Origin of the sequence: Streptomyces hygroscopicus (genome assembly GCF_026168105.1) — a bacterium.
GTDB classification, from domain to species: Bacteria; Actinomycetota; Actinomycetes; order Streptomycetales; family Streptomycetaceae; genus Streptomyces; species Streptomyces hygroscopicus_D.
Genome location: NZ_LBMW01000045.1, coordinates 1 through 25,135, shown reverse-complemented (window position 1 = coordinate 25,135; position 25,135 = coordinate 1). Strand labels below are relative to the sequence as shown.

21 protein-coding genes and 1 pseudogene are annotated in these 25,135 nt (G+C 71.2%); 15 read left to right on the top strand and 7 right to left on the bottom strand.

Annotated elements, in window-relative coordinates; genetic code table 11:
- The first annotated feature begins 202 nt into the window (after positions 1-202).
- Positions 203-1,819, top strand: a complete 1,617-nt coding sequence (locus AAW14_RS31230) for a beta-N-acetylhexosaminidase (RefSeq protein ID WP_265567792.1) — start codon at positions 203-205, stop codon at positions 1,817-1,819.
- Positions 1,820-2,067: 248 nt separating this feature from the next.
- Positions 2,068-2,658, top strand: coding sequence for a hypothetical protein (locus tag AAW14_RS31225; RefSeq protein WP_265567791.1), 591 nt, complete (start codon positions 2,068-2,070; stop codon positions 2,656-2,658).
- Between the two features lie 106 nt (positions 2,659-2,764).
- Here the strand turns inward: AAW14_RS31225 and AAW14_RS31220 are convergent, their stop codons facing one another.
- Complete coding sequence (locus AAW14_RS31220) at positions 2,765-3,259, bottom strand: DUF1877 family protein (RefSeq protein ID WP_265567790.1); 495 nt, start codon at positions 3,257-3,259, stop codon at positions 2,765-2,767.
- Between the two features lie 167 nt (positions 3,260-3,426).
- Between AAW14_RS31220 and AAW14_RS31215 the strand changes: the two genes are divergently transcribed.
- The 5 genes from AAW14_RS31215 to AAW14_RS31195 all read left to right on the top strand — a co-directional run bounded on the left by AAW14_RS31215 (position 3,427) and on the right by AAW14_RS31195 (position 8,508).
- Positions 3,427-3,831, top strand: coding sequence for a hypothetical protein (locus tag AAW14_RS31215; protein ID WP_265567789.1), 405 nt, complete (start codon positions 3,427-3,429; stop codon positions 3,829-3,831).
- A gap of 481 nt (positions 3,832-4,312) precedes the next feature.
- Positions 4,313-4,945 carry an RNA polymerase sigma factor gene (locus tag AAW14_RS31210; protein WP_265567788.1) on the top strand — a complete coding sequence of 211 codons (633 nt, stop codon included), beginning with the start codon at positions 4,313-4,315 and terminating at the stop codon, positions 4,943-4,945.
- Between the two features lie 86 nt (positions 4,946-5,031).
- Positions 5,032-5,835 (top strand): hypothetical protein, encoded by an 804-nt coding sequence (locus AAW14_RS31205; RefSeq protein WP_265567787.1) that lies wholly within the window; start codon positions 5,032-5,034, stop codon positions 5,833-5,835.
- 964 nt (positions 5,836-6,799) lie between these two features.
- Positions 6,800-7,474 (top strand): RNA polymerase sigma factor, encoded by a 675-nt coding sequence (locus tag AAW14_RS31200; RefSeq protein WP_265567786.1) that lies wholly within the window; start codon positions 6,800-6,802, stop codon positions 7,472-7,474.
- Complete coding sequence (locus AAW14_RS31195; RefSeq protein ID WP_265567785.1) at positions 7,474-8,508, top strand: hypothetical protein; 1,035 nt, start codon at positions 7,474-7,476, stop codon at positions 8,506-8,508. Before AAW14_RS31200 ends, AAW14_RS31195 begins: the two co-directional genes overlap by 1 nt.
- A gap of 269 nt (positions 8,509-8,777) precedes the next feature.
- Here the strand turns inward: AAW14_RS31195 and AAW14_RS31190 are convergent, their stop codons facing one another.
- Positions 8,778-9,608: a L,D-transpeptidase family protein gene (locus tag AAW14_RS31190; protein WP_265567784.1), complete on the bottom strand. Its 831-nt coding sequence runs from the start codon at positions 9,606-9,608 to the stop codon at positions 8,778-8,780.
- A gap of 252 nt (positions 9,609-9,860) precedes the next feature.
- Between AAW14_RS31190 and AAW14_RS31185 the strand changes: the two genes are divergently transcribed.
- Both AAW14_RS31185 and AAW14_RS39895 read left to right on the top strand, forming a co-directional pair.
- Positions 9,861-11,441 carry an acyl-CoA mutase large subunit family protein gene (locus AAW14_RS31185; protein WP_265567783.1) on the top strand — a complete coding sequence of 527 codons (1,581 nt, stop codon included), beginning with the start codon at positions 9,861-9,863 and terminating at the stop codon, positions 11,439-11,441.
- Between the two features lie 42 nt (positions 11,442-11,483).
- Positions 11,484-11,609: pseudogene (locus AAW14_RS39895) on the top strand (leucine efflux protein LeuE); the annotation flags it as partial.
- Positions 11,610-11,643: 34 nt separating this feature from the next.
- On the opposite strand, the gene AAW14_RS31180 reads toward AAW14_RS39895, so the two are convergent.
- The 4 genes from AAW14_RS31180 to AAW14_RS31165 form a co-directional block, all read right to left on the bottom strand.
- Positions 11,644-12,561, bottom strand: coding sequence for a class I SAM-dependent methyltransferase (locus AAW14_RS31180; RefSeq protein ID WP_265567782.1), 918 nt, complete (start codon positions 12,559-12,561; stop codon positions 11,644-11,646).
- 95 nt (positions 12,562-12,656) lie between these two features.
- The gene (locus tag AAW14_RS31175) at positions 12,657-13,799 is read right to left on the bottom strand and encodes an acyltransferase family protein (protein WP_265567781.1); all 1,143 of its coding nucleotides are present in this window, start codon (positions 13,797-13,799) and stop codon (positions 12,657-12,659) included.
- On the bottom strand, positions 13,796-15,130 hold the full coding sequence (locus AAW14_RS31170; protein ID WP_265567780.1) for a polysialyltransferase family glycosyltransferase: 1,335 nt from the start codon (positions 15,128-15,130) through the stop codon (positions 13,796-13,798). Before AAW14_RS31170 ends, AAW14_RS31175 begins: the two co-directional genes overlap by 4 nt.
- Complete coding sequence (locus AAW14_RS31165; RefSeq protein ID WP_265567779.1) at positions 15,127-16,104, bottom strand: glycosyltransferase family 2 protein; 978 nt, start codon at positions 16,102-16,104, stop codon at positions 15,127-15,129. The genes AAW14_RS31170 and AAW14_RS31165 overlap by 4 nt, the downstream gene beginning before the upstream one ends.
- Before the next feature lie 198 nt (positions 16,105-16,302).
- Between AAW14_RS31165 and AAW14_RS31160 the strand changes: the two genes are divergently transcribed.
- From AAW14_RS31160 to AAW14_RS31145, 4 genes are read left to right on the top strand one after another with little or no spacing between them, the layout of a single operon-like run.
- Positions 16,303-17,646: a DUF6716 putative glycosyltransferase gene (locus tag AAW14_RS31160; protein WP_265567778.1), complete on the top strand. Its 1,344-nt coding sequence runs from the start codon at positions 16,303-16,305 to the stop codon at positions 17,644-17,646.
- Positions 17,647-17,687: 41 nt separating this feature from the next.
- Positions 17,688-19,052: an N-acylneuraminate cytidylyltransferase gene (locus AAW14_RS31155; protein WP_265567777.1), complete on the top strand. Its 1,365-nt coding sequence runs from the start codon at positions 17,688-17,690 to the stop codon at positions 19,050-19,052.
- 13 nt (positions 19,053-19,065) lie between these two features.
- Complete coding sequence (locus tag AAW14_RS31150) at positions 19,066-20,004, top strand: N-acetylneuraminate synthase family protein (RefSeq protein WP_265567776.1); 939 nt, start codon at positions 19,066-19,068, stop codon at positions 20,002-20,004.
- Between the two features lie 26 nt (positions 20,005-20,030).
- Complete coding sequence (locus AAW14_RS31145) at positions 20,031-21,203, top strand: hypothetical protein (protein ID WP_265567775.1); 1,173 nt, start codon at positions 20,031-20,033, stop codon at positions 21,201-21,203.
- Between the two features lie 32 nt (positions 21,204-21,235).
- Here AAW14_RS31145 and AAW14_RS31140 read toward each other — a convergent pair whose 3' ends face one another.
- Entirely contained in the window at positions 21,236-21,901 is a 666-nt protein-coding gene (locus AAW14_RS31140; protein ID WP_265567774.1) for a class I SAM-dependent DNA methyltransferase, read from the bottom strand.
- 447 nt (positions 21,902-22,348) lie between these two features.
- Here AAW14_RS31140 and AAW14_RS31135 point away from each other — a divergent pair, with 447 nt between their 5' ends.
- On the top strand, positions 22,349-23,569 hold the full coding sequence (locus AAW14_RS31135; RefSeq protein ID WP_265567773.1) for a M20 family metallopeptidase: 1,221 nt from the start codon (positions 22,349-22,351) through the stop codon (positions 23,567-23,569).
- 285 nt (positions 23,570-23,854) lie between these two features.
- Positions 23,855-24,886 carry a BMP family lipoprotein gene (locus AAW14_RS31130; protein WP_265567772.1) on the top strand — a complete coding sequence of 344 codons (1,032 nt, stop codon included), beginning with the start codon at positions 23,855-23,857 and terminating at the stop codon, positions 24,884-24,886.
- Positions 24,887-25,135 lie beyond the last annotated feature (249 nt).

The window sequence follows — 25,135 nt, the reverse complement described above, 5'->3', positions numbered from 1 at the left end:
GGGGCGTCTTGTGGACGAACGGAGCGGGTGGTCGTCGTAGGTTCGTGAGGGGGCAGGGGGCCAGGCGTGTGGAGGTGAGTGACGTGCGATCTGAAGTCGAACGAATACTCGAGCGAATACGTACGGGTGTGGTGCGTGAGGCAGCAGGAAGGCGTACGGGCATGGAATGGCCGTACGCGTGCGTGGAGCGGGGTGTGGCGTGATGACCGGCGCGAGGCGCCGGACCCCCGAGGGAATGACGCCCGGCGGGCGCAAGAGGTTGCTGCTGGGTGCCGGAGTGGTGGTGGCCGCGGGCGCGGTCGCGACGACCGTGGCGCTGTGGCCGTCCGGCGGCGGCCCGCCGCCCGGGGCCGGGTCCTCCGTGGGCACGTCCGCCGCGTCGCCGCGGCGGACCAGCAGCTACCCCATGTCGCAGGCGCCCCGCACCATTCCCGCCGTCCGGGAGTTCGGCCCGGCGCGCGGTCCGGGCTGGCGGCCCGCCTCCGGTGCGCGCGTGGTCGTCGACGACGACCGTCTCGCCGGCGAGGGCAGGCTGCTGGCCGGAGAGCTGGGGATGGGTTACGGAGGCCGGAGCGGCGCCCGCGGCGGCGACGTCGAGCTGGGCCTGGCCGGGAGCGGGGACCAGGAGTCGTACACGATGACCGTCCAGAACGGACTGGTCAAGATCACCGGTCCGGGCGAGGCAGGCGTCTTCTACGGCACCCGCACCCTCAAACAGGAGGTGCACGGCGGCGGCACGGCCCCCGAGGGCGTCGTCCGGGACGCGCCGGCCAAGCCGCGGCGCGGGTTCATGCTCGACATCGCCCGCAAGTACTACACGGCAGGCTGGATCGAGGACCGAATACGGGAGCTCGGCGACCTGAAGTACAACGAACTCGGTCTGCACTTCTCCGACGACCAGGGCTTCCGCATCGAGTCCGGCACGCACCCGGAGATCGTGTCCAAGCAGCACCTCAGCAAGGCCGAGGTCAAGAACATCGTCGACCTGGCCGCGAGCCGGCACATCACGATCGTCCCCGAGATCGACTCCCCCGGTCACCTCGGCGCGGTGATCGCGGCCCACCCCGACCTCCAGCTGCGCAACGCCTCCGGCGTCCCCACACGTGGGGCGATCGACATCTCCAGGCCCGCGGCCGCGAAGATCGTGGACGACCTCCTCAACGAGTACGCGGGTGTGTTCCCCGGCTCGTACTGGCACCTCGGCGGCGACGAGTACCAGGCGCTGGCGGTGCGCAACCCGGCCGCCTCGTACCCGCAGCTGGCCGCCGCGGCGAGGCGGAAGTACGGGGCGAGCGCCGGTATCGCGGACCTGGCGACCGGCTGGATGAACGACCGCGCCAACGTGGTGCGGTCGCACGGCCGGACGATGCGCGCCTGGAACGACGGCTTCTACCGGGCGAGCGGGGTCCAGCCGGCCAAGGACCTCGAGGTCGCGTACTGGACCGGCAAGGAGATCGGCGCCCGCCAGCCGGTCGACTACCTGGGCACGGGGCGCGACGTGATCAACTACAACGACGAGTACCTCTACTACGTGCTCGGCCAGCCCCAGACCTTCGTCTACCCCACCGGCCGGCGGATCTACGAGCAGTGGACCCCGCGCGTGGTACGGGGCACGACGGCGGTGCCCGCGCGGTACGACGGGCAGATACTCGGCGGTGTGTTCGCCGTGTGGAGCGACCGAGCCGGCGCGCAGACCCAGGACCAGGTGGCAGCAGGGATCCGGATGCCCCTGCGGGCGACGGTCCAGAAGTTGTGGGACTCGCGGACCCCGGCGCTGTCCTGGGCGCAGTTCCAGCAACTGGCGGGCCGGCTGGGGTGAGCCCCTGACCGGTGCGGTGGGCCCCCGTTCTCCGGATTGCGGTATTCCGGGAGCGGGGGCCCGGCGCGTTCCCTGCCCCTCGTCCGCAGGGGAGCCGGGAACGCAGCTGGCCGAAAATCTCTTTTTCGCCGTGCCCGATCGACTCGGTGTGGTACGCCTGTGACACTCGCGGTCAGTTGCACGCAGTAAGGGGAAGTGCGGGCTCCGTAGAGATGAGGCGCCCCGTCGAGGCGTTTCGAGGAGGCGTGATGAGCCTGGTGGACCTGATCGCACGAGCCGATGAGCGTGCGCTCGCGGCAAGCGGACTGGCTTGTTTGGATCGATGCGTCCCGCTCCTCGGAGGCGACGACGACATCCTTCGGCCGCTGTGGGCGAGCCTCGCCGAGGGCCAGGAGTGGCAGGAGCGGCTCGCGAAGGCGCGGGCCGAACTGGGCGAGGCACACGTGAAGGGCGACGCCGCCGACGCGGGCGACCCGGAGTGTGCCTTCGAGGCCGAGGCCGCGCGGCTCGCCCGCCGCATGCTCGAGGCGGTTCCCGAGGAGCCGTCCGCCGACGCCCTGCGCCGGTGGGCCGACGGCTGCTCGGTCGCCGCGCTCCAGGTCCACCGGCTCCTCGACCCAGCCGACGACGACGGAGACTCCGAGGTGACGGCCTGCCGGGAGGGCCGTACGGACGGCATTCCGCCGCTCGTCGCCGCCGAACTGCGTCGTCAGGTCGCCGTCCTGGAGCTCGTCACGGGCCACGGCGTGGGCGGGTTGCGCCACGCCCTCGAGGTGTCGACCGAGGGCCGCCGGGTGCTGCGGGCCGTGGTGTCGCGGCGGGCGCGCGGACGAGGCTGAGGGGCGTCGGCCGGGACAGGGCGGGCCGGCGGGACGGGAGCGTCCCTGGTCCCCACGCGGGCGTGCCCGGCTCTCGTGTTCCCTCGCGCTTGCGTGGCGTCACGGTTCATGCCAGAAGCCACTTCACCACCGCGTCCCCGTACTTGGCCGTCTGGACGTAGAACTCCGTCAAGTCCCGGTGCGCCGCCGCGAAGGTGTCGCGTGCCTCGGGCTCCACGGCGTACCCGCCGTGGCAGGAGAGCAGTTCGACGCGGGCGGGGCGCCACAGCGCCTCGAAGTCGGCCGAGGTCAGGAATGCGGCGACCCGTTTGGCCTGGGCCGCCGTGAGCAGCAGGAACGGCGGCTTGTCCCGATCGGGATGGAACACCGGCTGGCCACCGAGCACCACCTGGGTCCGAGGCCGGTCCTCCGTGCGGTGCGGGGGAGCGCCGGCGTAGAGAAGCTCCTGGGCGAGGTACTGCTCGTCGAGCACCTCCTCACGATGCCGGCCGATTCGGTCCCGGACGGTGTTCCGGTCGTCCTCGAACAGTCGTTGCAGCCAGCGCACGCTGTTGCGCAGTGCCGGGGGCGGCACCGCGCGCAGATGCAAGTACATGCTCATCACAGACAGGAGCGCGCGGGGCCGTCGAAGTATCACTCCGCGGCGGATCCCCGGACCCGGGAAGATCCTGTGACCGTCGTGCGGGCGAGGTGGGGCGGTCCTGCACCGGTTGCCGGAAACCCGCGGAACCGCGTGACGGATCGCCCGCTGACCTCGCTCTTCCCAATGTGACGACACAGCAGGAGACCAGACCACAGGCCGCGGCGAAGCCGGTGCGGTGGGCGGCGGACACGGTGGCGACGATGCGGGAGGGAGCGCGACTGTGCCTCGACTACTCGGCGCAGAGCCTGTGGCGCGTCGACCGGATGATCGACGACCTGCGGCGCGAGGGGACGCCCTACGCGGCTGTGCAGAGCGTGCTGCGCGGTTTCGGGGCGTACGCGGGTGAGGTGATCGTCCGTCAGACCGGTGCGGAGTGGTGGACGGCGGGCGGCGATCACTGGGTCCGCACCCCGGACGGCCGCCTGTGGGACCCCATCGACGAGGCCCGCCGCTGCTTCGCCGATCAGGGGTCGCTGCGACTGCTGTGCCGGGACGCGACGGTCGGCGGAAGCGCCTACCAGGGGCCGTGATCGTGCGTTCCATGAGCCGCGTCGAGCGCTCGCCGTCGAGCCTTCTGCGCAGAGGCCCGGCCGGGACCTCGGGCAGTGGGTGAGGTCCCGGCCGGCCGGAATCTCCCCGTGCCACTTGGGGGGAGTAAGGGGGCGGCACGGAGAGCTCGGGGGAGAGGGGTGCGACTTCCTCGTCCGGCCCGGATGGGTGTCCGCGCCTTGGCCGGGGCGGACAACTCCCCCAGCGCACGGCCCCCGTGAAACGTCACCTGGCCGCGACGGCGCCGACCCGCATCCGCGGCGTGTCCATGGAGTGTCGGGCCGTCCGGGACCGTCCGCTTCCGGCGAGTGAGCCGTTACGGCCCAGCGGTCCGTGTAAACCCGCGGGATTCGTTGTGACACTTCTGTGAGCCCAGACGCTGATCACCACAGGGCGTCGACACGACCGAAGCGTGTCGGTCGGTGCGGACCTGCCACGAACCCGGTGCGAACGAGGACAGTCTTGGGCCAGCGACGGCAACCCCGGCGCGTACAGGCGTACGACGGGGAATTGGGCGCGGCAGTCGCGCGGGCCCAGGACGGTGACGAGGCCGCGTTCGCGGTCGCCTACCGGATCGTGCAGCCGGGTCTGCTCGGCTATCTGCGCAGTCTCGTCGGCGACGACGCCGAGGACGTGGCGTCCGACGCCTGGCTGGAGATAGCCCGGGACCTCGGGCGGTTCAAGGGGGACGGGGCCGGTTTCCGCGGCTGGACCGCGACCATCGCCCGGCACCGGGCGCTCGACCACCTGCGCCGCCAGCGGGTGCGGCCTCGGTCGTCGGCCCTGGAACAGGACCTGCTGGACCTGCCCGGGCCGCACGCCACGCACGACGAGGCCATGGAGTCCCTCTCCACCGAGCGGGCCCTGGAACTGGTCCGCGAGTTGCCACGGGACCAGGCCGAGGCCGTGCTGCTGCGCGTCGTCGTCGGCCTGGACGGCCCCGCCGCCGCGCGCGTCCTCGGCAAGCGTCCCGGCGCGGTGCGAACCGCCGCGCACCGGGGCCTCAAGCGCCTCGCCCACCGGCTGGGCGTCGAGGGCGCGGAGGACGAAGGTGTGACGGATGAGGCTTCTCGAACGCTGGGGGAGTCGAAATGAACGACGGCGGCGGCAGACCTGCGGACAGGCATACGGGGTCGCAAGGCCGGACGAATCGAACGGGTCGGACAGGAACGGAATCGGACATGGGTGAACGGCTGAGCGGCGACGGAGTACGTGGCCGTCGACGTGCGCACCCTGACGGCGCCCTGTCCGGCCCTTGGGACGCACTCGACGACGCCGGGCTGGAGATGCTGCTGGCCACCGCCCTGCGCGGGGGCCACAGCGACGCCGATGCCGAGCAGCGGGCCGTGGCCGCGTTCCGTGTCGCCCGGGACTCGGGCGCGCACCGGGCCCGCACCCGGCGCCGGGACGACTGGCGGGTCCGTGAGGAGCGGCGCGTCGGCCGCCCCGTGAAGACGACGCTCGGCGTGCTGTTCGCGAGCCTCACCCTGGGCGGTGTCGCCGTCGCGGCGATCGGCTCGGCCGGCTCGTCGTCGGACAACGGTGACGGCCGGGGTGACGCCCACCCGTCGACGGTCGCGCCGCACCGGCCGCGCGGTGAGTCGTCGCAGTCCTCCGCCGGTTCAGGGCGGCCGGACCACCCGGCCACCGCTCAGGACGCCGAGGCCCACTGCCGCGCCTACGAGCAGGTGAAGAGCCGCGGGAAGGCGCTGGACTCGACGGCCTGGCATTGGCTCGTCTCGGCCGCCCACGGCGAGGACAAGGTTGTCGCGTACTGCTCCGAGCAGTTGGCGCGGGCCACGGAGCGGAGCACGCCGAGCCACAGCGCGGCTACTGACGGCACCGGAAACTCCGACAAGGATGCCGCGAAGACCGGCGAGAAGTCCGCCAAGTCCGACGGCTCCTCCCAGGGTTCCGACGGCCGCGGCAGCACGTCCGGTGGCCAGGGGGGCGCAGGCAAGGGAAGCGGCGGGAAGGGCAAGTAGCGTCCTCGGCCGACGAGCGCTCCGGGCGCGCGCCTCCGCGGACTGGCGGGGGGCGGGAGGGTGTTGGCGACTCGGGCCGCCGGTGGGGCGTGAGCGAGTCGGCAACTGCGTCCACCGGCGGACGGTAAAGAAGTGAGCATCCCCGTCGGCCGACCAGCGGGACGAGCATGTCTCCGTGGCTCGGCGGCTGGGGAGGGAAGCCACTTCCGTGGCTCGGCGGCCGGGAAATGGCAAGCCACTTCGTGGCCTGGCGGCCGGGAGGGGAAAGGCGGCCCTCGTGGTCTCGCGGCTGGGGAGGGATAGCCACCGCGTCGCCTGGTGGCCGTGAACAGACAAGCCACCCTGAGGCCTGGTGGCCGGGTAGGGGATAGCCACCTCCGTGGGCGGCCGGGAGGGGAAAGGCGGCCCTGGTGGTCTCGCGGCTGGGGAGGGATGGCCACCGCGTCGCCTCGTGGCCGGGAACAGACAAGCCACCCCGTGGTGTCGCGGCCGGGAAAGGGAAAACCGCCCCGTCGACCGGCGGAGGGCGGAAGTGAAGAACACCTCTCCTCACCGGGAGGACCGAGCCCCACTCGGCTCCTGCCCGCGCCCGCAAATACCCCACGGGACCCATGAGTTCGCCGCCTGAGCAACGACCGGGGCCGCCACCCCCCACAGGAGAGGCCCCGGCCGTCGCGCGGCACGGGCCGCGCGGCGGCCCGTACCCTCTACAGCGCCGTGGATGCGTTTTCTGTCACACCTCGCCGCGTCACGGCTTGGTTGCACGTTGTGCAGACGTGGACGCAGACCGGTTTCAAGCCGTAACGTGCCTTTCGCGCCGACGCGGACGATCAGCAAAACGGGTGATGCAACCGCCGCAGAACACGAGCGGCCTCAGACCGCAATCAACGATGAGGAATCACGACATCGAGAACCCGGTCCGCGAGAGCGGCGCCGGCTCGGGCGCACAGAGGGGCAGTACGGGGTGCTGGGGGACGACGCGGAGCTGACGACCGCGGTGCTTGCGGCACAGGACGGGGACGAGACCGCGTTCCGGACCGTGTACCGCGCGGTGCATCCACGTCTGCTCGGATATGTGCGGACGCTGGTGGGCGAACCGGACGCGGAGGACGTCACCTCCGAGGCGTGGCTGCAGATAGCCCGCGACCTGGAGCGGTTCAGCGGCGACGCGGACCGGTTCCGCGGCTGGGCGGCCCGGATCGCGCGCAACCGCGCGCTCGACCACATACGGATGCGCGGGCGCCGCCCGGCGATCGGTGGCGACGAGACGGAACTGACCGGCAAGGCGGCCGAGTCGGACACGGCGGGGGAGGCCATCGAGGCCCTGGCCACGGGCCGTACACTCTCCCTCATCGCCCAGCTTCCGCAGGACCAGGCGGAAGCCGTGGTGCTGCGCGTTGTGGTGGGTCTCGACGCCAAGACCGCCGCAGAGACGCTCGGCAAGCGCCCCGGAGCCGTTCGCACCGCGGCGCACCGCGGTCTGAAGCGGCTCGCGGAGCTGCTCGGCGCGGGTTCGGAGACGGATGCGGAATCGGCCGGCGTGCTCGGCGCCATGCCTCCCCAGAGAGACGCGCGCAGACGCGCGGTGTCGTCCGCCGGTGTGACGCATATGCGTTCGCGGACGCAGAAGGACATGTGATGGCCGACGAGCAGTACAGGTGGCTGGACAGTGACGCGGCGGAGCGTCTGCTGCGTGGAAAGCCGCTGGACGCCGTCGACGACGACACTCGTGCGCGGGCAGCCGCACTCACCGAAGCCCTGGCCTCACTTGCCGTCACACCCCCGCCGACCAGCGCGGAACTGCCGGGCGAGGCCGACGCGTTGGCCGCTTTCCGGGCCGTACGCGCGGACCGGAACGCCGAGGGGCAGACGCTTCGCCGGTCCGTCCCCCCGCACCCGGTCGCCCAGTCCGCCGACGCCGGGCTGGTACGCCTCGGACGTCCCGGACGGGGCCGGAAGAAGGCCCGCTGGGGTCGCCCCGTGCGCCTGGTGCTGGCCGCCTCGGTGGCCGCCGGGATGATCGGCGGAGTCGCGGTGGCGGCCGGAACCGGAGTCCTGCCGACGCCGTTCGGCGGCGGCCCTGGCCCTGCCGCGTCCGTGTCGGCCGCCCAGACGCCGCAGCAGCCGCTGCTCTCTCCCACGCCCGGCGGACCGGACAGCGGCATCTCCCCGTTGCCGGCGCCCGGAGGCACATCCGGCGCGCCCACGCCGGGCGGTTCCCCGCAGACGGAGGCGGGCGACGGAGCCGGCGCGACCGCGAGCCCGGGCACCACCGGCGACCGGGCCGCGGGCCGCACCCAGGAGTGGTGGGCCGCCATGCGCTCGTCGTGCCGCGCCATGACCGCGGGCAAGGACGTCGGCGCCGAGCGGCTGCGCGACATGGAGGACGCGGCCGGGGGCAGCAGCCGGGTGAAGACGTTCTGCAAGGGAGTCCTGGACGGCTGGATCCGTACGACCGGAGGCGACCACGGCTACGGCCGGGGCGGGGACGCCGGCGGCGGCGGTGACAAGGGCGGCAGCGACGGCGGCCGTGGCGGCACCGGTGGCGAGCAGGGCGGCGGCGACGGCGAGAGCCACATAGCGCCGGGCGGCAACGACGTGGGCATCGTCCCGACGGTCACCCCCCAGGCCCTGGCCCCGCTCCCGCCGCGGAACGCAACCCCCGCCTTCTAGCCCGTCCCAGGGGCGCCGACCCCGACGGCGGCGCTCGCCGTGTCGTCGCCTCCAAGCCCCTGACCTGCCAATTCGTAAGTTTTTGAATTTTCTTCGGAACGGGTGTGACACTTTCGGCCGCCGCGGCGCAGTAATGAGTGAGCCGACTGGTCATCGGCCGTCGCACAGAGCCGGGGTTCCCCCCGTACCCACGGCTCGGTGCACATCGGCGCGGGCGGGACACGTTCCCCCGGTCCCGCCCGCGCCCCGCACCTCTCCCTCGGCCCCTCTCACCAGTAGACGACGACCTTGTCGCCGTTTCTCACCTGGGAGAACAGTGCCGCGATCGCTTCCTCGTCCCGCACGTTGACGCATCCGTGCGAGCCTCCGGCGTATCCCCGCGCGGCGAAGTCGTACGAGTAGTGCACCGCCTGACCGCCGCTGAAGAACATCGCGTAGGGCATGGGCGAGTGGTAGAGCGTCGACACATGGTGGCGCGACTTCCAGTAGACGCTGAACACGCCGTCGCGGGTGGGCGTGTACTGCGCGCCGAACCGGACCGCCATCGTCGAGACCGTCCGGCCGTCGATCATCCAGCGGAGCGTCCGGCTCGTCTTGCTGATGCACAGCACCCGGCCCGTCATACAGCGCGGGTCGGGAGCCGCGGCAGGCTGCCCGCCCATCAGATAGAGCTCCCACTTGCCGGGCGTGTGCGTCATCCTCAGCAGCCGCTGCCAGGTGGCGGAGTCGACCTGCCCCGTCTGCGGCAGCCCCCGCTTGCCCTGAAAGCCCTTGACGGCGTTCTCCGTCAGGTCGTCGTACGTCCCCGTCGGACCGTCGAACAGCCAGCCGACCTGGCGCAGCCGTGCCTGCAGCTCCCGCACGCCCGCGTCGGAGTCCCCGCGCGCCCACAGCACGGCGGCGGAGGACGCCGGAGCGGGCGCGGCGCTCGGCGTGCCGTCGCCGGAAGGCGTGTGCGGGACCTCGATGTGCAGCGGCGAACGATGCTTCCCGTTCCCGCCGTTCCCGTTCACGGGCTGCGCCGTGCAGCCGGTGACCGCGGCGAGCGCGGCGGCTCCTGCGACTACGGCCAGCGATCTCCCCATCTTCGTCGTACGCATCCCCACCCCCGGCGTCTCACTGATCCCCGAAGTCCGGTCGTGTCCCCGAGATGCTCCCCGCGCGTGACCGCCGGCGAACCAAGGGGCATGGTTGTGAGCAAGGTCCCAGCCTGCCGCCCTCCACCGGGAGCACGGTCGCCGCTACAGTCCGTCGCGAGGATCGTCTGTACTGGCGAGTAACCAAGCCGGCGCCAAGCCGGTACCGAGCCACGTCACCAGGCCGAGTAACGAAGCAACGCGGAGGCACACACCATGGCGCGCGAGTCGGAGTCCGGACTGCCCATCGAGCCGGTGTACGGGCCGGAGGCTCTGCAGGGCTGGGATCCGGCGGAGAAGCTGGGTGAGCCAGGGGCGTTTCCGTTCACCCGCGGGGTGTATCCGTCGATGTACACGGGCCGACCCTGGACGATGCGTCAGTACGCCGGTTTCGGTACGGCGGTGGAGTCGAACGCGCGGTACAAGCAGTTGATCGCGAACGGCACGATGGGCCTGTCGGTGGCGTTCGATCTGCCCACGCAGATGGGGCACGACTCGGATGCGCCGATCGCGCACGGCGAGGTCGGCAAGGTGGGTGTGGCGATCGACTCCGTGGACGACATGCGGGTGCTGTTCGGCGGGATCCCGCTGGACAAGGTCTCGACGTCGATGACGATCAACGCTCCGGCGGCGTTGCTGCTTCTGCTGTACCAACTGGTGGCAGAGGAGCAGGGGGTGCCCGCGGACAGGCTGACCGGCACGATCCAGAACGATGTGCTGAAGGAGTACATCGCCCGCGGCACGTACATCTTCCCGCCGAAGCCGTCCCTGCGTCTGATCGCCGACATCTTCAAGTACTGCAGGGCGGAGATCCCGAAGTGGAACACGATCTCCATCTCCGGTTATCACATGGCCGAGGCGGGGGCCTCGCCCGCGCAGGAGATCGCCTTCACACTGGCCGACGGGATCGAGTACGTACGGACGGCGGTCGCGGCGGGGATGGACGTGGACGACTTCGCGCCGCGTCTGTCGTTCTTCTTCGTGGCGCGCACGACGATCCTGGAGGAGGTCGCCAAGTTCCGTGCGGCCCGCCGTATCTGGTCCCGGGTGATGAAGGAGGAGTTCGGGGCCAGGAACCCGAAGTCGATGATGCTGCGGTTCCACACGCAGACGGCGGGGGTGCAGCTGACCGCGCAGCAGCCGGAGGTGAACCTGGTACGGGTGGCGGTGCAGGGCCTGGGGGCGGTCCTGGGCGGCACGCAGTCGCTGCACACGAACTCCTTCGACGAGGCGATCGCCCTGCCCACGGACAAGAGCGCGCGGCTGGCCCTGCGGACGCAGCAGGTGCTGGCGTACGAGACGGATGTGACGGCGACGGTGGATCCGTTCGCGGGCTCGTACGTCATCGAGAAGATGACCGACGACGTGGAGGCGGCGGCGCTGGAGCTGATGCACAAGGTCGAGGACCTCGGCGGCGCGGTCTCCGCGATCGAGCACGGCTTCCAGAAGAGCGAGATCGAACGCAACGCGTACCGGATCGCGCAGGAGACGGACGCGAGCGAGCGCGTCGTCGTCGGCGTCAACCGCTTCCAGCTCGATGAGGAGGAGCCCTACGAGCCCCTCCGCGTCGACCCGGCGATCGAGGCCCAGCAGGCCGAACGCCTCGCCGGGCTGCGCGCGGAGCGGGACCAGGCTGCGGTGGACGCGGCGCTCGCGGACCTGAAGAAGGCGGCGGAGGGCACGGACAACGTCCTGTACCCGATGAAGGACGCCCTCAAGGCCCGCGCGACGGTGGGCGAGGTGTGCAACGCGCTGAGGGAGGTTTGGGGGACGTACGTGCCGTCGGATGCGTTCTGAGCTGGGTGATTCCTCCGAATGGGTGATCGGGGGCGGACTCCGATATGCAGCGGTACGCGTCTCGCGGCGGCTTTCCGCCGACGCAAGCGGATGTCGGCGGGAGCCACCTCGGCCGCGGGCGTCCTCTTCCCGGGCTTCGCGGTGAAGCTGTCGCCGGCCGGCACGTAGCCGTGGGCGCCCGCCGGGTCCGTAGCGGCGCCGCTCAGCCGGTACGCCTGCGGCTTCGCACCGCTCTCACGCCGCGGGTGACGACGGGCGGCAGCAGGTCCACGGCGAGTCGGCGGGCCAGTCTGGCGCGCGGGGAGGCGGCGGGTGCGTGCATCCGTTCCGCCGACGGCTCCGGCTCGGGCGCCACCGGCCTGACGTGCCGCGAGCGCGGAAACTCCGGCGCCGCCATCCCTCTGCCCTTCAGCCGTATGATCCGGTGGCCCGCCGCGTCCTGCACGCTCAGCGAGCAGTCCGTGCGCTCCCGCACCATCTCCAGCAGGTCCTCCTGGAGGTCCTTCGGGTCGTCCCAGGTGCCGTAGAGCTTCTGGCCGCTCAGGCAGACCGGGTTCAGACCCCGGTTGAGCACGGCCTCCCAGGCGGCTATGGAGACACCCGGTGTGTGCTCCGAACGGAAGTCGTCGAGGGCGACGATGCCGCCGGGCCGCAGGGCCTCGCACGCCGCGCCTATGTCGTCGCGCACGTGCTCGTACAGATGTGAGCCGTCCACATGCACAAACCGGCAGGAGCGCGAGGCCACATGGGCCGGGACCAGGGAGCTGGGGCCCTGGAGGACTCGCGGCAGCCTGTCGTGGAAGGAGAGGTAGTTCCTCTCGAAAGCCTCCCGTGTCAGCTCCGCGTAGGACTTGGCCGTCTCGGCCCGGTTGGCCCCGTCCGGGGCCTCGCCCTCGAACAGGTCGCAGACCGTGTACGCCTCGCTCTCCTGGAGGTGACGGCCGAGGAATATGGCCGACTTGCCCATGTACACCCCGACCTCCAGCAGGTCACCCCGCATGTCATGGGTTTCCTGACGGGTGAGGAACCAGTCGAAGAGGACCTGGTCGAGGTGGGGGAACCAGCCGGGGACGTCGGCCAGTTCGTACGGGGTCCGGACGGTGTCGTGCGCGGCAGTCATGAGGAAGGGTCACTCTTTTCTGCGGTTGCGGGGACGATCTGGCCTGTGGGGGGATGGGGAGGGGTCCGGCCCGGGTGCGGGGCAGGCCCCTGGGTTCAGGGTGTGGGGGCGGTGAGCAGCCGTTTCAGCACGGGTGCCAGGCGCTGTTCGACGAAGCTGTACAGGACCCAGGCGAGCAGGAGCATCACCCCGACGGTCAGGGCGACGGTGGCGTACGAGGGCAGGCCGAGCCGGCGGTGCAGGACGGCGATCACGATCCAGCCCAGATGCTCGTGCACGAGGTAGAACGGGTACGTCAGGGCCCCGGCGACGGTCAGCCAGCGCCAGTTCGCCCAGCCGAAGGCGCCGAGGGCGACGGCACCCACGGCGACGAAGCCGAACGTGACGGCGAGGATGATCCCGTACTGCGGGCGGTAGGAGAAGAAGTGCGGGTTCACCGGGTGCCAGAGCCGGGCGACCGCGAAGTGCTGGCTGATCAGCCAGCTGAGGACGACCACGAACCAGGCCGCCGCGTCGCGGCGGTCGCGGTGAAGCAGATAGAGGCCGATACCGCCGATGAACAACGACGCGTAGCCCGGCATCAGCACCGCGTCGAGGAACGGCTGGTGCGCGGTCGCCGCGATGGACGAGACGAGCATCCAGCCGCCGCAGAACATCAGGACGCGCCGGCGGCTCGCACCCGGCATGACGACGCACAGCGCGAACAGCGCGTAGAAGCGGACCTCCGCCCACAGGGTCCAGCACACGCCGAGGACCCGGTTCACGCCGAGCGGGGTCTGCAGCATCGTCAGATTGACCAGGAATTCGCTGAAGGACGTCCCCTTGTACGGGACCCAGGGCAGCGCGAAGACGGCCGCCACCAGGAGCACGGCCGCCCAGTAGGCGGGCAGCAGCCTCGCCGCCCGTGAGATCACGAACGCCTTCAGGGGGCGGCCCCAGCCGCTCATGCAGATCACGAAGCCGCTGATCACGAAGAAGGTCTCGACGCCCAGACAGCCGAACGCGAACCAGGTGTGCGTGGTCGGGAACTGCACCCTCGGGGAGGCCCCCCAGGCACGGGCGACCTCGCCGTCCCGGCCGCCGTAGTGGTAGGCGGCGACCATCAGGGCGCAGACCAGGCGCAGCCCGTCGAGGGCGCGGAGCCGGGGCGCGGGGCGATTGTCGCGCGCCTCGGGCGGGGTGCGAGGGGTGCCGACTCCCGGTGCGAGCTTCGGGAGCTCCGTGCTCGCGGCGGTCATCCGAGCGTGGCGCGCTTGAGGGACCGGGCCCGGCGGGCGACCCTGCGGACGGTCGCGTTGCGCGGGATGAATGCGAGCTGGACGGGGATCCCGCCCGGCAGGGCCAGCGAGGTGAGGCGGCGCCGTTTGAAGTACCGCCAGGTCCCCGGACTCAGATGCTTCATCAGATAGTCCTCCGCGTCCGGGCGCAGGCTCGGATAGATCTTCGGCTGCATCGCGAAGCCCACCGCCCGGACGAGTGCGTTGAGGCCCTCGACGTCCATGCCGGGGCGCTGGTCGGTGACGGCCTTGCGGGCCGTCAGTTCGGGCAGCAGCGCGTCCACGATCGTGACGGGGACGCGGTTGCTGTTCTCGAACGGGGTCAGATGGTCCAACAGGGCCTCGGTGCCGATACGGGCGACCGGGAGGCCGTAGAGCGCGGACGCGGTGAGCAGGGCGGTGGAGAAGCAGCCCACGACCAGCGCCGGACGCATGCGCTGATAGAGGACCTCGGCGAGGACGGGGGTGTCGAGCACCGTCAGATCGGCGCCGAGCTTCTGCGCCTCCTTCTCCAATATGCGCGACCAGCGGGCCGGGGCCGTCGGATGCGGCTTGAACACCACGTGGGTGTGGCCGAGCGCGACCGCGCCCTTCAGCATCCGTACGTGGAGCTTTTCCTCCGCCTCGGCGGTGAGGATGTCGAGCGCCGAGAGGTACTGGCCGAGCAGCACCGCGGGGGCGTCGACGGACGGCAATGTGCCGCCGGTGTCCTCGAGCTCCGCGAGCACCTTGGCGAACGCGTCCGTGGGCACGATCTCCGGCTCCACGCCGAACTCGGTGAGCAGCAGCGGTGTGAGGCCCGGCACCAGGTCGAGGTGGAGCAGACGGTCCACCCGGGTGCCGACCAGCGGGTCGATCTTGTTGCGGGTGGGGCCGTAGCTCATCAGGCCGTCCGCGTACACGGTGACGGGCGCCCCGGTGAAGATCTGGCAGACCCCGAGCGCGGGATTGACCTGGATCGACTCGACGGCCAGCTCGATGTCGTCGTCGCCGAGGTCCCAGGCGAGCCTGAGGTGCCGCTCCCACAGCGGGGCGTCGTCCGGACGCGGAGCCCAGCCGCCCGGGTGGAAGGGGGTGATGGTCTCGTTCCAGGAGATCACCTCGTCGAACCGGCCGCGCAGATGCTCGAAGCCGGGCATCTCGTCCAGGGCGGGCGTGGTCTCGGGCGTCGCCGCGTTGTTGGACACGAGGAGTATGCGTCGGTCGGCGGGCGCGAAGCACTCGCTGTCCAGCGCCGCGGCCAGGGTCGCCGTGCCGTACAGCGTCGAGGCAAGGAAGATCTGAGTCGTCACGCGGCCACCCCCGCGGAGACCGGACGGCGGCGCAGGCGGCGCAGCCGGGAGGCCCGGTCGATGTCCATGGACTCGAGGGCGTCCTCGAGCAGTTCCTTCGGCATGCGCCGCAGTGCGACAGCACTCATCGACTTCAGTTTCCGTGCCACCGCCGGTTCGAACCTTTCGATGGATCCCAGATGATGAGAAATGATCGCGCAATAGGTGCGGACGGCTTTGGGGAGGAGTTCGGCCGCGTCCCGGTCCTCGGCGGTTTCCGCCACGACCTGATCGAACGCACGAATGAAGTCCAGTTGTCGTACATCGCCGATCTGGGTGAGCGAGGAGGCGACGCCGCGTCGGTAGAAGACCCCCATGAGCCCCACCGCGGCGAAGGATTCGGCCTCCCGGTGCAGCTTCCAGATCCACGGCCGGTCCTCGGCCGTGCGCAGCCCGTCGGTGAAGTGAAGAAGACCGCGGTCGATCAGCCGGCGGTGATAGATGCCCGCCCATGCGTACGCGTAGTCGACGGAGGTGGAGCGGCTGGCGGGCAGGATCGCGTCGCGCGGGTTCATCACCACGCCGCGCCGGCCGTGCGGCACCCGGTGGACGGCGCGGGTCCGCGCGGTGCACTGGACGTGGTCGGTGCGCACGAAGTCGCACCCCAACTCCTCGATGGCGGAGAGGAGTTGGGGGTAATAGCCGGGTGCGAGCCAGTCGTCCCCGTCCAGGAACGTGAGGTACTCGCCGCGCGCCTTGTCGATCCCGGTGTTGCGTGCGGTCGCCAGTCCTCCGTTCTTCTCGTGCCGGACATACACCGCGCCTGGCAGCTCGCGCTCCGCGCGCGCGAGAATGTCCGGGGTCTCGTCGCGCGAGCAGTCGTCGACGAGAATGAATTCGAAGTCCCCGCGCGCGTTCGCACGCAGGCTCTTCAGGGTGTCGGGCGCGTATTGCTGCACGTTGTAGAACGGCACGATGACGGAGAGCTTGACCACACGAGTGACGTTAGGCGGAGGCCCGGCATTCGTCTTGACCGTCGGCTTGATGCGCGGTGAACGAAGCGTGGCGGAATAGTGAACCCAGCTGTTTCGCATGCGTTTCCCGGCTCGATTCGCCGTTCGGCGAAGTGCTGTTAACCCTTTGTTGCATTCCGGTTGGGCCGGGCATCGGAATCGCTTCCTAGCGTCTTCGGTGTGCCAGTAAGTAGCGTGAAGCCCCTGCGGGTTGCCGTCCTAGCCGATTCCGATACCCGGTGGAAATGGGGTGCGCTCACCGCGAACCGTATTTCGCCGACGGAATTCACGGAGTCCGGCGAATCGCCCGAAGCGGCGGATTCGGGCATTCGGCTCGACGGCTTCCTCCTGCGGGGCCGTGCCACCCCCACCGCCCGCCAGCTCGAAGAGGTCGGCGTCCGCGCGCACTCCCTCCGCGAGGTCACCGCAGTCGAGTTCCTGCGCGAGATGTCGAAGGAGACGTACGACGTCCTCGTGCTCGCCCTCGTCGGCGGCGGGGTCCAGGCGATACTGCACGGGCTCGCCCACGCCTGGCAGGGACGCACGCGGCGGCCCGTGGTCGTCACCGGCTATGTCGGCGTCGTCTACGAGAAGCTCGCCGACGGCCTGCTGCTGCGGCACGGGGCGGACCTCGTCCTCGCCAACTCCCGCCAGGACGCCGAGCGTTTCCGGGCCGTGTACGAGGGGGTGGGCGCCGACGCCTCGTCGGTGACCGAAGTCGCGCTGCCCTTCCTCGGCGGCGCCCCCTACGAGAAGAAGGACCCCTGCACGGTCGTCTTCGCCGCGCAACCGTCCGTGCCGGAGAGCCGCACCGACCGCGCCTACCTGCTGGACCGGCTGATCCGGCACGCGCGCAGGCACCCCGGGCGCGAGGTGCTGCTCAAGCTCCGCTCCAAGCCCGGCGAGCACACCACGCACATCGAGGAGCTGCCTTACCAGAAGCTGGTCCGGAAGCAGGGCCTGCCGGCCAACTTCCGCCTGGTCTACGGGAACATGGGCGAGGTCCTCGACGAAGCCGACCTGCTGGTCACCGTCAGTTCGACGGCCGCCCTGGAATCCCTGCACCGTCGTATCCCCACCGTCGTCCTGACCGACCTCGGGGTGCGCGAGGCCCTCGGCAACCACCACTTCGTCGGCTCCGGCTGCCTCGCCTCCTGGGACCAGCTCGACGCCGGGCACGTGCCCACACCGGACGCCGAGTGGGTGGCCCGGCAGGGCGTCGCCCCCGACGGCTCGTACGCGACGGCCTTCGACGAGGCGCGCCGGCGCATCACCGAGCTTCTCGCCACCGGCGAACTCCCGCCGCTCAAGCCCTACTACACCCCCGTCACCGCGCCCGGCTATCTGCCCGGCGTCCTCGCCCGTCACCACCTCGCCCCGGACGGCAGCCCGCTGCCCGGCGCGCCCTCCGCCGACAAGGCGGCCGGCCCGGTGCGCCAGATCGTCCGCCGTGCGGCCCGCGGCGCCTACCGCCACGGAGTGCAGCGCGTGGCGCCCGTGATCCGGCGGATGGGGGAGCTGTGAGCGAGCGGACCCCAGGCCAAGGACCCCAAGGAGTGCATCCCATGTCCAACCCGGAAGCCCGGCAGGCGGACTCCGTGCGCCGTGTGCTCGCGGTGATCCCCGCGCGCGGCGGCTCCAAGGGCGTGCCCGCGAAGAACCTCGCCCCGGTCGGCGGGGTGCCGCTGGTCGCCCGTGCGGTGCGCGAGTGCCGGGCCGCGCGGCTCGTCACCGATGTCGTGGTCTCCACCGACGACCAGGCGATCGCCGCTGCCGCCCGTGAGGCCGGTGCCGAGGTCGTGCTGCGCCCCGCCGCCATCGCCGGCGACACCGCCACTTCCGAGGCCGCGGTGCTGCACGCCCTGGACACCCACGAGGCGCTGCACGGCGCGCCGGTGGACGTGGTGCTGCTGGTCCAGTGCACCAGCCCGTTCCTGGTCCGCGAGGACGTGGACGGGGTGGCCGCGGCGGTCGTCGAGAACGGCGCGGACACGGCTCTGACCGTGGCGCCCTTCCACGGTTTCGTCTGGCGCGACGCGGCGGACGAGCCCGCGCCGGTCATCGGAGCGCAGCGCACCGGCGAGGCGAGCGACGCGACATGGGGGACCCCCCGGCCGCAGGCCGGCTCAGGCGGCACCCGTGTCGCCGACCCCACGGCCACGGACGGCGGTTACGGCGTCAACCACGACAAGTCGTTCCGGCCGCGTCGTCAGGACCGTCCCCAGGACCTGCTGGAGACCGGCGCCGCCTACGCCATGGACGCGGCCGGGCTGCGTAAGCACCGCCACCGCTTCTTCGGCCGTACCGAAGTCGTGCGCACCGACCCGGCCCGGGTGCTGGAGATCGACGACCCGCACGACCTGGCCCGCGCCCGCGCCCTCGCACCCCTCTTCGACGCGTCGAGGCCCGGCACCCCCGCAGATTTTCCTCCCACCCACCTCCCGACCCGTGCGGACATCGACGCGGTCGTACTCGACTTCGACGGCACCCAGACCGACGACAGGGTGCTGATCGACTCCGACGGACGCGAGTTCGTCTCCGTGCACCGCGGGGACGGCCTCGGCATCGCCGCGCTGCGCAGGAGCGGCCTGACGATGCTCATCCTGTCCACGGAGCAGAACCCGGTCGTCGCCGCCAGAGCCCGGAAGCTGCGGATCCCGGTCCTGCACGGCATCGACCGGAAGGACCTCGCGCTGAAGCAGTGGTGCGAGGAGCAGGGCATCGCGCCTGAGCGCGTGCTCTACGTCGGCAACGACGTCAACGACCTCCCGTGCTTCGGCCTCGTCGGCTGGCCCGTGGCGGTCGCCAGCGCCCACGACGTCGTGCGCGGCGCCGCACGCGCGGTCACCACCGTCCCCGGCGGTGACGGCGCGATCCGAGAGATCGCCAGCTGGATCCTCGGCCCCTCTCTCGACTCCCTCGACAGTTAAGGAATCCCCTCCCATGAGCACCAACTCCCGTCTGCGTCAGTTCGGTACACGTACCGCCGGTCCCGGTCAGCCCGTCTACATCTGCGGCGAGATCGGCATCAACCACAACGGTGAGCTGGAGAATGCCTTCAAGCTGATCGACGTGGCCGCCGAGGCCGGCTGCGACGCCGTCAAGTTCCAGAAGCGCACCCCCGAGATCTGCACCCCGCGCGACCAGTGGGACATCGAGCGAGACACCCCCTGGGGCCGGATGACCTACATCGACTACCGCCACCGCGTGGAGTTCGGCGAGGACGAGTACCGCCAGATCGACGAGTACTGCAGGACCAAGGGCATCGACTGGTTCGCGTCCCCGTGGGACACCGAGGCGGTCGCATTCCTGGAGAAGTTCGACGTCCCGGCGCACAAGGTGGCCTCCGCCTCCCTGACCGACGACGAGCTGCTGCGCGCGCTGCGTGCCACCGGACGCACGATCATCCTGTCCACCGGCATGTCGACCCCGAAGCAGATCCGCCACGCGGTCGAGGTCCTCGGTTCGGAGAACATCCTCCTGTGCCACGCCACGTCGACGTACCCGGCTAAGGCCGGGGAGCTGAACCTGCGTGTGATCAACACGCTGGAGATGGAGTACCCGAACGTCCCGATCGGCTACTCCGGCCACGAGACCGGTCTGCAGACCACCCTCGCCGCGGTCGCGCTCGGGGCGACCTTCGTCGAGCGCCACATCACCCTCGACCGCGCCATGTGGGGCTCAGACCAGGCCGCGTCGGTGGAGCCGGGGGGCCTGCAGCGCCTCGTCCGTGACATCCGCACCATCGAGGCGTCGCTGGGCGACGGTGTGAAGAAGGTCTACGACTCCGAGCTCGGCCCGATGAAGAAGCTGCGCCGAGTGGCCGGCGTGGTCGCCGAGGCGGAGATCGCCGCAGCCGCCGGTGAGCCGGTTTCGGTCTGAGCGCCTTACGGGACGGTCGTACGCCGATGAGCCCCCGCGCCGGATCAGCCGGCCACCACACGCTCGCCTTCGTCGAGAGCCCGGTACAGCTCCTGAACGTGCTGGAGTGGGCGCACACGCACGCCCTCCGCGGCACGGAGAGCGTTGCGCCCGCGCGCGTGGCGGCGATTCCCGCGCAGGGTGGCCGGCGATCCGGTGCGGGGCGTGCGGCGGCGGACGGTGCGGGGCGTGCGGCGCCCGAGGGGCTCACCTTCGTGGTGCTGTCCCCCACCGACCCGATGACCCGCGGCCAACTGCGCCGCATGGCGGAACTGGCCCGCGACGAGGGCTATGCGGTCCGCTGGGAGGAGGCACGGGGCGGGACGGCCGCGCCCTTCCAGACGGTCGGCGGCCTCGCCCCGCTGCTGCGCCGGGCCCACCGGGTGGTGATGGGCGACCCTTTCTCCCGCTACGTCCAGCTGCTGCTGACGATCACCCGGGCCCGTGAGCTGGTGGTGGTGGACGACGGCACGGCGACGATGGAGTTCGTCGCCCAGCTGGCCCGCGGCGAACGCCTGGTGCGCTGGCACCGCAAAGGCGGCCGCCCCGGGCCCCGTGACCTGCTCTTCGCCCCCGTGTCCTCGTGGGCGCGCCGACGGCTGACACCGGGTGAGCGGCGGTCGGTCGAGGTCTTCTCGTCGATGCCGATCGACGAGGTCCCGGAGGGCATAACGGTCACGGCCAACGACTTCGCCTGGACCCGCTCCCGCTTCGGCCCGCCGCGCCTGAGGACGGGCGCGGACCTGGTGGGCACCTCGCTGGTCGAGACGGGAGTGGTGGACGGCGAGCGCTATCTGGAGGCGGTCCGGTCACTCGCCAGGGCGCACGGAGCGCTGCGCTACTTCGCCCACCGCCGCGAAAGCCCGGAGAAACTCCGCCATCTGGCGGCCCGGACCGGCCTGGAGGTGGTGCGTCCGGACCTGCCCCTGGAACTGATCGCCCGGCGTGGTCCGATCGGCCGTACGATCCTCAGCTTCCCCTCCACCGTCGTCCACACCCTCCCTCTGGCGCTGGCCGGCACGGAGGTCCGTGTCGCGGTCTGCGACATCGACCCGGCCTGGCTGACGGACCATGCCTCACCACGGGCCCAGGGCTTCCTCTCCGGGGTGACGGGCACCGCACGGGACGTGGACCGGCTGCCGTCGGCGGCGCCGGGATAGCCCGGCCGCCCCAGTCCTCCTTCTCAGTCCTCTCAGTCCTCCTTCGCCGGTTTGCGGGCCAGCAGCACCGCCCGCTGCCGTTTCCCGTTCCCCTCCGGCTCCAGCAGCGTCCGGGCGACGAGATGCAGGCCCGCCCCCTCGAGGAGCGAGCCGACCGTCGCCGTGCTGTGCCAGTGGTGGTCCAGGGCGATCTCGTGCCCGAAGCGTTCCGCCATGTGCAGATGGTCGTCGTCGCCGGTCCCGAAGGCCAGGAGAGCGTGTCCGCCCGGGACCAGGACCCGGTGGAACTCCTGGAACAGCGCGGGCAGATGCTCTCGCGGCACATGGACGACCGAGTGCAGCGCCGCGATGCCGCCCAGCGTCTCCGGCGGCAGATCCAGGGCCGTCATCGTGCCGACGTGGAAACGGAGTTCGAGGTACGTGCGGCGGGCCAGGGCAACCATCCGCGGGGACAGGTCCACACCGAACACCGGTACGCCGAGTTCGTGCAGTCTCGCCGTGACGTGGCCGGTGCCGCAGCCGAGGTCGGCGACGGGTGCGGTGCCGTTCGCCCGCACCAGGTCCGCGAAGGCGGTGACCAGGGCGCGGTCCACGGGGCGGGTCGCCAGGCCGTCGGGGACGTGCGCGGCGTAGTCGGTGGCCAGGGCGTCGTACGACGCCCTGGCGGTACGTATGAAGTCCGGGTCCTCGGCGTTCACGCTCGCGCACGTTACCCGTCCGGGCGAGCGGGACGGGGGCGGCTTCCAAGGGTTCATCCGTGCGCCATATGAGCGTCGGCCGGGGCGGCCGGGCGGGCCGGGTGACGCGCCGGGCCCACGGCGGCGGTGCGGCGTGGTATCCGTGGGGCACGGGAATGGCCCGGGACCTCCGGGCGTTGCCACGGCGGGGCCCTCGGACACGGCAGCGGTCCCGTGCAGGGATCACCGGGTGCCTCGGCGGCGCGCGGAGGGCTCCGCGGTGACCCCGGCGGAAGCGCTCGCGACTGCCTCAAGATCCCGTCGACCCGAAAACGGGCGAGTTTACCCACCTCCACTGCCCGCTATGCGGCGTGCGGCCAACTTTTCTCCCCTGACGGGCTGAAGTTTTGTTGATCGGCGGGAGATTGGCCGCCCGATCGCCTTACCCTTCAAAGGGTGAACCAATTGATGTCCCGAGAGTCCGAGGCCGACAACCCCGGGGAAGCGGCGCTCCCCGGCGCGCTGCCCGAGGCGCTGCGCGCCGAACTCGTCGCCTTCCGCCGCGACGTGCACATGCACCCGGAACTGGGCAACCAGGAGTTCCGTACGACCGCGGCGATCAAGGCGCGCCTCGAGCAGGCGGGACTCGCTCCACGCGTGCTCGACAGCGGCACCGGGCTTCTCTGCGACATCGGCGACGGGGACGGCGTACGCCCCATGCTCGCGCTGCGCGCCGACATCGATGCGCTCCCCATCCCGGACACCAAGACGGACTGCCCCTACCGCTCCACCGTGCCCGACCGGGCCCACGCCTGCGGCCACGACGTGCACACCACGGTCGTCCTCGGCGCCGGGCTTGTCCTCGCCGAGCTGCATCGTGAGGGACGGCTGCCGCAGCCGGTGCGGCTGATCTTCCAGCCGGCCGAGGAGATCCTCCCGGGCGGTGCCGCCGATGCCATCGAGTCCGGTGTCCTCGACGGCGTAGGGCGGATCATCGCCGTGCACTGCGACCCGAAGGTCGACGCGGGGCGTATCGGGCTGCGGCACGGTCCCATCACCTCCGCCTGCGACCGGCTGGAGGTCGCGCTCAACGGCCCGGGCGGCCACACCGCGCGCCCCCACCTCACCACCGACCTCGTCACGGCCGCCGCGCGCGTCGCCACCGAGGTGCCGGCACTGGTCGCGCGCCGCATCGACGCGCGCAGCGGGCTCGGGGTCACCTGGGGGCGTATCGAGTCCGGGCACGCACCCAATGTCATCCCGCAGCACGCCGAACTCTCCGGGACCGTACGCTGCCTGGACCTGGACGCCTGGCGGCAGGCGCCCGACCTCGTGCACGCGGCGATCGACGAGATCGCGAACCTGTACCGGGCGAAGTCGGAGATCAACTACATCCGCGGCGTGCCGCCCGTCGTCAACGACCTCGTCGTCACCGAGCTGCTGCACGACGCCATGACCGCGCGCCGCGGGGCCGACTCCGTCGAGGACACCGAACAGAGCCTCGGTGGCGAGGACTTCTCCTGGTACCTGGAGCACGTGCCCGGCGCCATGGCCCGCCTCGGTGTCCGCCGACCGGGTGAGCGCGGCGTCCGTGACCTCCACCAAGGCGACTTCGACGTGGACGAGCACGCCATCACGGTCGGCGTGGAGCTGTTCACGGCGGCGGCGCTGCTCGACGCGGAACGATAGCCCGGGCGGCGCGGGGTTGGCCGGAAGGGGTGCCCCGTTCGGTACCCCTTCGTCCGCTTGTGTTACCCCGTCGTCATGGGCGGCGGGCAAAAGTAACCGGGTGGCGGCACGAATCGATAACGGCCGCGAGGAACCCCGTTCCCCTCCCCGTCTACGCGCGTTACTGTGCGCCGAATCGCTGCGGTGGCGGCGCATTGGGGATACGGACCGGTGACGGTGCCGTGGGGATGAAGGGGTACTGCTGTGCGTCTGATCTCTCGGAGGACGAGATTCTCCCAAGCTGCGGTGGCCGTCACGGTCATCGCCCTCGCGGCCGTCGGGTGCGGCAAGTCCAGCACGGAGTCCGCCGGCGGCTCGGACAAGAGTTCGTCCGGCTACACGGGCAAGGGCATCGGCCTGGCGTACGACATCGGCGGCAAGGGCGACCAGTCCTTCAACGACGCCGCCTTCTCCGGCTTCCAGAGGGCCGAGAAGGAGTTCAAGATCGGCGGCCGTGACGTCGAGCCGCAGGACAACGAGTCCGACGCCGACAAGGTGCAGCGTCTGGAGCAGTTGGCGAAGTCCGGCTACAACCCGATCATCGGCGTCGGCTTCGTCTACGCGCCCGCCGTCAAGGAGGTCGCGGCCAAGTACCCGAAGATCACCTTCGGCATCATCGACGACAACACGGTCCAGGCGAGCAACGTCGCCGACCTGGTCTTCCACGAGGAGCAGTCCTCGTACCTGGCGGGTGTCGCCGCGGCCAAGACGACGAAGAAGAACCACATCGGCTTCATCGGCGGTGTGGACATCCCGCTCATCCACAAGTTCGAGGCCGGCTTCGACCAGGGCGCCCGGTCCGTCGACCCCAAGATCAAGATCGAGTCTCAGTACCTGACCCAGACGCCCCAGGAGGGCGGCTTCTCCAGCCCCGACAAGGGCAAGGAGGCGACGAACGGCCAGATCGCAGCAGGTGCCGACGTGATCTACCACGCGGCCGGACTGTCCGGTCAGGGAGTGATCCAGGCGGCCGCCGCGCACAAGGTGTGGGCGATCGGCGTCGACTCGGACCAGTACCAGCAGAGCGCGCTTGCGGCCTACAAGGACTACATCCTCGGCTCGGCCCTGAAGAACGTCGGCGGCGCGGTGTACGAACTGGTCAAGTCGGTCGTCGAGGGCAAGCCGCTGACCGGCGAGCAGCGCGGTGACCTCAAGTCGGGCGGCGTCGGCTTCGCGGACTCCAACCCGAAGTACCAGGCGATGAAGGACGTCGTGGCGGCGGTCGAGAAGGCCAAGCAGGACATCATCGCGGGCAAGATCGCGGTCAACACGAAGTGACGCCGTCGGGGCGGCCGGGCGAGGGGTGATGTCGTCGGGTCGGCCGACGGGGATCGGGTGATGTCGTCGGGTCGGCGGGGCGAGAGGTGATGTCGTCGGGTCGGCCGAGCCCGGAGCGACACCGTCGGACCGGCTCACCGGCGTCGCCCCCACCGCCGTCGCTCCGGCGGTCACCAAGTGAAGCCGTCGGCCTGGACGACCACGTCGAGCACGCAGGGGCGCCCCCGACCGGGAGAACCGGTCGGGGGC